The organism is Streptomyces sp. NRRL WC-3549 (assembly GCF_000721935.1).
GTDB lineage: Bacteria > Actinomycetota > Actinomycetes > Streptomycetales > Streptomycetaceae > Streptomyces.
In genome coordinates this window covers 95,432-97,759 of sequence record NZ_KL585401.1, presented here as the reverse complement: position 1 = coordinate 97,759, position 2,328 = coordinate 95,432, and the positions used below count along the sequence as shown (strand labels likewise).

At 71.5% G+C, this 2,328-nt stretch carries 2 protein-coding genes; both read left to right on the top strand.

Features of this window, described 5'->3' with window-relative positions; all coding sequences use genetic code 11:
- Window positions 1-779: hypothetical protein (locus IH13_RS0116940; protein ID WP_031085285.1), on the top strand; the 779-nt coding region annotated here is incomplete at its 5' end.
- Window positions 780-967: 188 nt separating this feature from the next.
- The coding region (locus IH13_RS0116935) for a S8 family serine peptidase (RefSeq protein WP_031085283.1) at window positions 968-2,328 on the top strand (1,361 nt) is incomplete at its 3' end.

Here is a 2,328-nt window from a genome sequence, read left to right as displayed (position 1 = left end):
CCGCCTCCGCGCGGCGCCCCGTGACGGCGGTGCCCGGCCCGGAGTACGGCGAGGCCATGGTGACGGGCCTGGCGGCACTGGCCCTGTGCGGCTTCGAGTCCGTCCCGCCGTTGGCCGCGCTGCACCGGATCGACGTCCTGGTGCCGCGTACCCGCCGACTGCGCTCGACCCGGTTCGTCCAGGTGGTCCGGGCCGCGGTGCCGCCCCGGCCGCTGACCCGGCTCGGAATGCCGCTGGCCCCGGTGGAGCGGGCGCTCGCCGACGCGGTCGCCTCGCTGACCGAGGCCCCCGCGGTGCGCCGGCTGCTGACGGAGGCGGTCCGGGCCGGGTACTGCGAGCCCGCCGCGGTGGTACGCGAGCTGGGCGCGGCGAAGCTGCTGGGCCGGGCCCACGTGGTGGACGCCGTGGAGGAGCTGCTCGCCGAGGGCAGGGCCGTCGCGGAGGACCGGCTCTACGAGATGGTGCGCCGCCACGGGCTCCCGGAGCCGCTGTGGAACGTGGACCTGTGCCTGCCCGGCGGGGCGTGCCTGGGCGGGGTGGACGCGTACTGGCCCGAGCAGGCGGTCGCGGTCGAGATCTGCGCCTCGGCGCCGCGCGGGGAGCGTGCCGGGGGCTCCGCCGACCGGGAGCACCTGGAACGGCTGGGGGTCACGGTCGTCCGGGTCGCACCGGGCAGGCTGCGCGAGGCGATGGCGCAGCAGGCGGTGGTGGTGCGTACGGCGATGACGGCGGCCGAGGACCGAGAACCGGCCGCCTATGTGGTGGTGCTGCCGAGGTGACCGCCGAAGTGGCCGGGAAGTCACCGGGATTTCACCCCGTTCGTCCCGCGTGACGCATGGGCACCCATGGCGGATCTACGCCATGTGCATGTCTAAGCCCCGTCAAGTCTCCACAAACCCCTGTCATTTACGAAAGGCTGAGCGGTCATCCGGTACCGAATTCCGGACTCTCTCTTTCACTCACAGGGATGCTGATGACCAAGGAATCCCCCGGCTCCATACCCGGGGCCAGACGCGCCGCGCGCATCGCCGCCGCCGCCGGTCTGGCGGCCGCACTGGCCGCCACCGGCGCCGCCCCGGTCTTCGCCGCCGACGACCCGGCCGCCGCCCCCGTCAAGCCCGCCGCCACCGGCGACACGGGTGACAAGCTCGGTGAGGCCGACGCCGACATCCTGGCGAAGGCCGAGGCCAAGGGCGAGAAGAACATCACCATGATGGTCGCCACCACGCCCGGCGCCACCGCGCAGGTCGCCAAGCAGCTGGACGCCGTCAAGGGATCCGTGCTGGGCCAGACGTACGACAAGCTCGGCTACGTCCGGGCCACCGTGCCGACCGCGACGGCGGAAACCACCATCAAGGCGGCGCAGAAGCTGTCGAGCGTCCACGGCATCGATCTCAAGCAGGAGATCCAGCTGGACGACCCGACGCCGGAGGCCGACCAGGTCGCGGGGTCCAAGCAGCTCAAGGCGACGGGCAGTTACCCGGCCCCGGGCAAGAACACCCCGGCGAAGAACCCGTACAACCCGTCCTTCGAGACGGGCGCCGTCGACTTCGTCAAGCAGAACCCGAAGGCCGACGGCCGCGGCATCACCATCGGCATCCTGGACTCCGGTGTGGACGTCGCCCACCCCGCGCTCCAGAAGACCACCACCGGCGAGCGCAAGATCGTCGACTGGGTGACCGCCACGGACCCGGTCAGCGACGGCGACGGCACCTGGCTGCGGATGGGCACCACGGTGACCGGCCCGACCTTCACCTTCGGAGGCCGCACCTACACGGCGCCCAAGGGCTCCTACAAGGTCCAGCTCTTCGCCGAGGCCGCCACCAAGGGCGGCGACATGGCCGGCGACCTCAACCGGGACGGCGACACCACCGACGTCTGGGCCGTGCTGTACGACCCGGTCACCGGGACCGTCCGCGTCGACCTCGACAACGACGCGAACTTCAAGAACGACGCCGTGCTGAAGCCGTACAAGGACGGCCACCAGATCGGCTACTTCGGGAAGGACAACCCGAAGACCGAGGTCGTCGAGCGCATCCCGTTCGTGGTCGAGACCCGCAAGAACGTCGTCTACAACGCGGCCGGCGACAAGGCCGACTACGTCAACATCGGCGTCATCCAGAGCGAGCACGGCACGCACGTCGCGGGCATCACCGCGGCCAACAGCCTGTTCGGCGGCAAGATGAACGGCGCGGCGCCCGGCGCCAAGATCGTCTCCTCGCGCGCCTGCACCTGGTCCGGCGGCTGCACCAACATCGCGCTGACCGAGGGCATGATCGACCTCGTGGTGAACCGCGGGGTCGACGTCGTCAACATGTCGATCGGCGG